Raw genomic sequence first — 6,736 nt, 5'->3', positions numbered from 1 at the left:
GGGGGGGGGGGGGAGCGTCGATATCCGATAGGGGAGCATTTCTATCTGCTGGTGAACGAGCTCCTGCCCATCACTTCGCCAAGTGTCCCTAATTCGAAGCCCCACCTGCATTCCTTTCGGCACCTTGCTTGCTGGAAGAACATCACTTGTGTGGAGCATGTCGTCATGCATCCCAATAGCCATTCGATGTTCGCGGTTGGTTTCTAGTTAGGAACTGATGAATCGATGCGACGAGGTTACGGGACGGTGGGTTTGCGCACTTCTTGATCCAAGCAGATAGGCCTGCGGCATCTCTGTACTGCAGGGTGCAAATGAAGGAGAGCATGAGCAGCATCAGCGCGAACATGCACATGGCGAACATTCCGTCACGACTCCAACCATCCCAACCCCTCACTTGACCCACAACTGCGACGGTCATGAAAGTTCCTGAGGCCACGGCCGAAGACTTAACAATTCCAAGAACCACCAGGCCAACGCTTTCTTTCGTGAGAAGCGGTGCGGTTGCCACGCCAAAGAGTCCGCTCAAGAAGTACGTCAGAACTTGGGGGGCGGTGATGACGATGGCGATACATGAGAACAAGTAGATCCCACGAGAGATGTCGAGGGTCTCTCGCATCGCAAGCGAAAGGAATTCTCCGAACGATCCATGAAGATTCCCTCTGCTGTCTATGGCACCCGCATTGCTAGCTACCAGAGCCAAGAGTGAAGCAACAACGACGGCGAGCGAGAAGAAGAAAAAGATCATCCGTACGTCTGTTGCATGCTTCTTCTTGATCTGAGCACCGCAGATCGCGATGGCCGCCACCGCGAGAATTGCGCCAACTGTCGTTGTGCATTGAGGATTCATTCGAAGTCCATCTGATTCAGGGAGTGAGGACGGCGCCTCCATTCGACGCGGTCCCGAACTCCATCAGGAACAATCAACTGTTGGAACGAGAGGCTTTCAAGCCCTTTTCACCCAAGGTCGAGTTTCGGGATGGCTGAGGACCAATACCTCTTGGTGGCTACCAAAACACGAAAGCCCTTGAATCCTCAAGATTCAAGGGCTAATACGTTCAAGCTGGACTGCCTTAGACGTCGATGTTGGCCGCCCGCAGCGCGTTCGTCTCGATGAACTCCCGACGCGGTTCGACCTCGTCGCCCATCAGCATCGTGAAGACGCGGTCCGCCTCGATGGCGTCCTCGATCTGCACGCGCAGCAGGCGGCGGACCGTCGGGTCCATCGTCGTTTCCCACAGCTGCTCGGGGTTCATCTCGCCCAGACCCTTGTAGCGCTGGCGGCCGACGCTCGACTCGGCTTGCGTCATCAGCCAGGCCATCGCGGCGCGGAAGTCCGTCACCTTGCTTTCCTTGGCCTTGTCGCCCTCGCCCTTGCGGATCACGGCGTTCTCGCCCACCAGGCCCTTGAAGGTCTTGCCGGCTTCGGCCAGCACCTCGTAGTCGGCGCCGTGGACGAAGTCCGCGGTGATGATGCTCGAGCGCACGTTGCCGTGATGACGGCGGCTCACGCGCAGCAGCTGCTTGTCGGTGCGGGGATCGCTCTCCGCCGTGACCACCGCGTCGTGCAGCGCCGATTGCAGCGCGGTCGCGGAGACCTCCGCCGCTTCCTTGGTGTCCAGCGCCAGCGTCAGGCCGGAGGCCAGCAGGTGCAGCGCCTCGCCGTCCATCCAGGCCGACAGACGCTCGATCACGTTCTGCGCCGCCACGTACTGGCGAGCCTTGGACTCCAGGTCCTCGCCCTTGAGCGCCACGCCCGTGCCCACGCCGTTCGGATGCAGCTCGGCATCGTTCAGCGCGACCTTCAGCAGGAAACCGTCCAGCTCATGGCCGTCCTTCAGGTACTGCTCCTGCTTGCCGACCTTGACCTTGTACAGCGGCGGCTGCGCGATGTAGATGTGGCCGCGCTCGACCAGCTCCGGCATCTGACGGTAGAAGAACGTGAGCAGCAGCGTCCGGATGTGCGCACCGTCCACGTCCGCGTCGGTCATGATGATGATGCGGTGGTAGCGGAGCTTCTCCGGGTTGAAGTCGTCGCTGCCGGCACCGCGGCCGATGCCCGTGCCCAGCGCCGTGATCAGCGTGATGATTTCATTGCTGGTCAGCAGCTTCTCGTACCGCGCCTTCTCGACGTTCAGGATCTTGCCGCGCAAGGGGAGGATCGCCTGGAACTTGCGGTCACGACCCTGCTTGGCGGAGCCGCCGGCGGAGTCGCCCTCCACGATGTAGATCTCGCACAGCGCGGGATCCTTCTCCTGACAGTCGGCCAGCTTGCCCGGCAGGCCCATGCCGTCCAGCACGCCCTTGCGGCGCGTCATCTCGCGCGCCTTGCGCGCCGCCTCGCGCGCACGCGCGGCCTCGACGATCTTGCCGCAGATGATCTTGGCGTCGACCGGGTTCTCCAGCAGCCAGTCCGTCAGCTTGCTCGCGACGATTTCTTCCACCGGGCCGCGCACCTCGCTCGACACCAGCTTGTCCTTGGTCTGCGAGCTGAACTTCGGTTCCGGCACCTTCACGCTGATCACGCAGGCCAGGCCTTCGCGCATGTCATCGCCGGTGACGTCGACCTTGGCCTTCTTGGCCAGCTCGTTGTCCTCGATGTACTTGTTGATCACCCGCGTCATCGCCGCGCGCAGACCCGTCAAGTGCGTGCCGCCGTCGCGCTGCGGAATGTTGTTGGTGAAGCAGAGGACGCTCTCGTTGAAGCCGTCGTTCCACTGCATCGAGACCTCGACACCGACGTTGGTGTTCTGGTCCGACAGCTTGTCGCCTTGGGCGTGGAAGATGTTGGGGTTGAGCGCCGTCTTGCCCTTGTTGATGAACTCGACGAAGCCGCGCACGCCGCCCGCGAAGGCGAAGTTGTCTTCCTTGTTGTTGCGCTCGTCGACCAGGCGGATCTTCACGCCGTTGTTCAGGAACGAGAGCTCGCGCAGGCGCTTGGCCAGGATGTCGTAATGGAACTCGGAGTTCGAGGTGAAGATCTCCGTGTCCGGCAGGAAGTGCACTTCCGTGCCGCGCTTGTCGGTGTCGCCGACGATCTTCATCGGGCTGATCTCGAAGCCGTCGCGGACCTCGATCAGGCGATCCTGCGGGATGCCCTTCTTGAACTCGATCTGGTGGACCTTGCCCTCGCGGCGCACGGTCAGGCGCAGGGTCTTGGACAGCGCGTTCACGCAGGACACGCCCACGCCGTGCAGACCGCCCGAGACCTTGTAGCTGTTCTGGTTGAACTTGCCGCCCGCGTGCAGTTCCGTCAGCGCGATCTCGGCCGCCGAGCGCTTGGGCTCGTGCTTGTCGTCCATCTTCACGCCGGTCGGGATGCCCCGGCCGTTGTCGATCACCGAGATCGAGTTGTCCGTGTGGATGGTGATGACGATGTCGTCGCAGTAGCCGGCCAGCGCCTCGTCGATGGAGTTGTCCACGACCTCGAACACCAGATGGTGCAGACCCGTGCCGTCGGACGTGTCGCCGATGTACATGCCGGGGCGCTTGCGCACCGCCTCCAGGCCTTCCAGGATCTGGATGCTGGACTCGCCGTACCCCGCGCCGTCGGTCTGCTGCTGAGGCTGCTGGTCGGGATTCTGCTGAGGATCGGTCATCGGAAAACTTTCTCTTCTCACTGCTGGCCGCGACCGCCGGATCGGCGCGTCACGGACCTTCAAAAGCGCTGAAGCGGGCCGAAGCCCGCTCGTTCATCTGTCGTGGCGTCAGATACGCATCGGCATGACCACGTACTTGAAGCCGGTGTGGTCGGGGATGCTCAGCAGCGCGCTGGACGAACTGTCGTTCAGATCCACCCGCACCATGTCCTGCGACATGTTGGACAGCACGTCCATCAGGTAGGTCACGTTGAAGCCGGTCTCGATCTGGTCGCCGCCGTAGTCGATCTCGATTTCTTCCTTGGCCTCTTCCTGCTCGGCGTTGCTCGAGGCGATGGACAGCAGGCCCGGCTCGAAGGACAGGCGCACGGCCTTGAACTTCTCGCTGGTCAGGATGGCCGCGCGCTGCAGCGCCGCCAGCAGCGTGGTGCGGCCCAGGATCACGTGGAAGCGATGGTTCTTGGGGATGACGCGGTTGTAGTCGGGGAACTTGCCCTCGACCAGCTTGGTCACGAACTCCATGCCGCTGAAGCTGAACTTGGCCTGGTTGCCGGCGAAGCGCATCTCGATGGGGGCGCTCTCGTCGTCGCCCTTGCCGCCGTCCTTGAGCAGACGCATCAGCTCCAGCACGGTCTTGCGCGGCAGGATGACTTCCTGCTTGGGCATCTCGGTGTCGGTCTCGGCCTGGGCCAGCGCCAGACGGTGGCCGTCGGTGGCCACCAGGGTCAGGGTCTTGCCCTCGGCCACGAACAGGATGCCGTTCAGGTAGTAGCGGATGTCATGCACCGCCATCGCGAAGTGGACCTGGTTGATCAGGCCCTTGAGCGTCTTCTGCGGGACGCTGAACGCGGGACCGAAGTCCGCCGCTTCCTGCACCAGCGGGAAGTCGTCCGACGGGAGCGTCTGCAGGGTGAAGCGGCTCTTGCCGCCCTGCAGCGTCATCTTGCTCTGGTTCGAGGTCAGGCTGACCGTCTGGTCCGACGGCATGGACCGCAGGATGTCGATCAGCTTGCGGGCGCCGATCGTGGTCGAGAAATCGCCCTCGTCGCCCTCGAACTCGACCGTCGTGCGGACCTGGATCTCCAGGTCGCTCGTGGTCAGCTCCACCTGCTTGCCCTGCTTGCGCAACAGCACGTTGGCCAGGATGGGCAGGGTGTGGCGCCGTTCCACGATGCCGGACACCGCCTGCAACGCGGCAAGCACTTTGTCCTGGCTGTCTTTCAACACGATCATGTCAACCTCTCTCCACTGTTGGCTGTTCGGGCGAACGCGGCATTTTCGCTGATCGAGAAGGCCTTTTGCCTCATCCCTTCAGCGTTTGCTCCAGCACGTGCAACTGCTGGTTCAACTCGGTGTTCTTCTGGCGCTCTCCGCCGATCTTGCGCACGGCGTGCAGCACCGTCGTATGGTCCCGGCCGCCGAACAGCTCGCCGATCTCCGGCAGGCTCTTCTGGGTCAGCTCCTTGGCCAGGTACATCGCGATCTGGCGGGGCCGGGCGATGCTCGCGGGCCGCTTCTTCGAGTACATGTCCGCGACCTTGATCTTGTAGAAGTCGGCCACGGTCTTCTGGATGTTCTCGACCGAGATCTGCCGGTTCTGGATCGACAGCAGGTCCTTGAGCGCCTCGCGCGCCAGCTGGATGTTGATTTCCTTGTGCGAGAAGCGGCTGTAGGCCAGCACCTTGCGCAACGCGCCTTCCAGCTCGCGCACGTTGGCGCGCACGTTCTTGGCGATGAAGAAGGCCACGTCCTCGGGCATGGGCGCGCCCTCGGCGTCCGCCTTCTTGATCAGGATCGCGACCCGCATCTCCAGTTCCGGAGGTTCGATCGCCACCGTCAGGCCGGCGTCGAAGCGGCTGGTCAGGCGCTCGTCAATGTCCACCAGACCCTTCGGATAGGTGTCCGAGGTCATGATGATGTGCGCCCGCTTGGCCAGCAGCGCCTCGAACGCATTGAAGAACTCTTCCTGCGTCCGGTCCTTGCCGGCGAAAAACTGCACGTCGTCGATCAGCAGCAGGTCCAGCGAGTGGTACTTGGCCTTGAGCTCGTCGAAGGTCTTGCGCTGGTAGTTCTTGACAACGTCGGAGATGAACTGCTCGGCGTGCAGATAGAGCACGCGGGCATCCGGGCGGTCCTTCAGCAGCGCGTTGCCGACCGCGTGGATCAAGTGGGTCTTGCCCAGGCCGACGCCGCCGTAGATGAACAGCGGGTTGTACATCTGGCCCGGGGCGCCCGCCACGTGCAGAGCCGCGGTGCGCGCCATCTGGTTGGCGCGGCCGGGGACCAGGGTGTCGAAGGTCAGCGAGGTGTTGATGCGATGCCGCGTCGCGCTGGGCGGGACGTTGGGCGTCGCGCCGGGCTGGATGAGGCTGGCGGCCGTGGTCGGGGCGGCGGGTGCCTGGGCCGCGGTCGGAGCGGCGGCCGCTGGGGTGGCCGGACGGGCGGCCGCGGCCATGCCGGGCGCGGCGATCGGGGCGGCGGCCGGACCACCGCGCAGGCCGTGCTGCTGCAGCACCTGGCCCATGGACACGCCGGTCGAGCCGGTGCGCGGCAGCGGGGCGATGGCTTCACGCGGGGCGAGCGAGAGCTCCAGCCGCGCGGGCTTGCCGGCGAGCTCGGTGAGGATGGCTTCGATGCGGCCGGCGTACTGGCTGCGGATCCAGTCCAGCTTGAATCGGTTGGGGACGCGCAGGGACACCAGGACGGCCTCCTGGCCGTTCTCGTCCTGCTGGGCCACCTCCGCCGGGGGCAGCGGACGGATCCAGGTGTTGAATTGCTGTTCAGGCAGTTCGGCGGCCAGGCGTTCGCAGCCGCGCTGCCACAGTGCCGCCCCTGACAAGTCTGCGCTCATTGTGGAAAACTTATTCTTCGAGCGGCCGGATTGTACCGATCCAAGGCCGCGAAGCCAGGATTATCCACAGATTTTTTACCCCGGTCAAGTGCTGGTAATCCCCGTGGCGGGCTGGCGCCGGATTGACCCGCGTCCAAATCTTTGCTGTAATCGCGGGTTTTCCGGACGCCCGGACGTAGCTGCGTGGGCCTCCGATCTTCGAGCGGCTTCCGGCATCACCCGATGTCCCTCCGTCCGCGGCGCCAAGATGGCGCGAGGCGACGGGGAAGTTCCGAGATTTCCTAGAGGT

General features: G+C 63.6%; 4 protein-coding genes. All 4 read right to left on the bottom strand.

Annotation, left to right across the window (positions count from 1 at the left end; genetic code table 11):
• Nucleotides 1-163: 163 nt before the first annotated feature.
• Complete coding sequence (locus tag MCHT01_RS26245) at nucleotides 164-847, bottom strand: hypothetical protein (protein WP_148661529.1); 684 nt, start codon at nucleotides 845-847, stop codon at nucleotides 164-166.
• 223 nt (nucleotides 848-1,070) lie between these two features.
• Nucleotides 1,071-3,596 (bottom strand): DNA topoisomerase (ATP-hydrolyzing) subunit B, encoded by a 2,526-nt coding sequence (gene gyrB, locus MCHT01_RS14055; protein WP_067065973.1) that lies wholly within the window; start codon nucleotides 3,594-3,596, stop codon nucleotides 1,071-1,073.
• A 108-nt stretch (nucleotides 3,597-3,704) separates the two neighbouring features.
• Nucleotides 3,705-4,829 (bottom strand): DNA polymerase III subunit beta, encoded by a 1,125-nt coding sequence (dnaN, locus tag MCHT01_RS14050; protein ID WP_067065972.1) that lies wholly within the window; start codon nucleotides 4,827-4,829, stop codon nucleotides 3,705-3,707.
• 70 nt (nucleotides 4,830-4,899) lie between these two features.
• A complete protein-coding gene (dnaA, locus tag MCHT01_RS14045; protein ID WP_067065971.1) occupies nucleotides 4,900-6,447 on the bottom strand; it encodes a chromosomal replication initiator protein DnaA in 1,548 nt (515 codons plus the stop codon).
• Nucleotides 6,448-6,736: the final 289 nt, after the last annotated feature.

This window comes from Mitsuaria chitosanitabida ATCC BAA-476 = NBRC 102408 (assembly GCF_001598255.1).
Lineage (GTDB): Bacteria > Pseudomonadota > Gammaproteobacteria > Burkholderiales > Burkholderiaceae_C > Roseateles > Roseateles chitosanitabidus.
Note: the sequence above shows the minus strand (reverse complement) of the source record. Positions and strands in the feature narration are given on the sequence as shown.

Excerpts from the sequence above, each read along its gene's own strand:
- dnaA (WP_067065971.1), bottom strand. The coding sequence starts at position 6,447 with ATGAGCGCAGACTTGTCAGGGGCGGCACTGTGGCAGCGCGGCTGCGAA.
- MCHT01_RS26245 (WP_148661529.1), bottom strand. The coding sequence starts at position 847 with ATGAATCCTCAATGCACAACGACAGTTGGCGCAATTCTCGCGGTGGCG.
- gyrB (WP_067065973.1), bottom strand. The coding sequence starts at position 3,596 with ATGACCGATCCTCAGCAGAATCCCGACCAGCAGCCTCAGCAGCAGACC.
- dnaN (WP_067065972.1), bottom strand. The coding sequence starts at position 4,829 with ATGATCGTGTTGAAAGACAGCCAGGACAAAGTGCTTGCCGCGTTGCAG.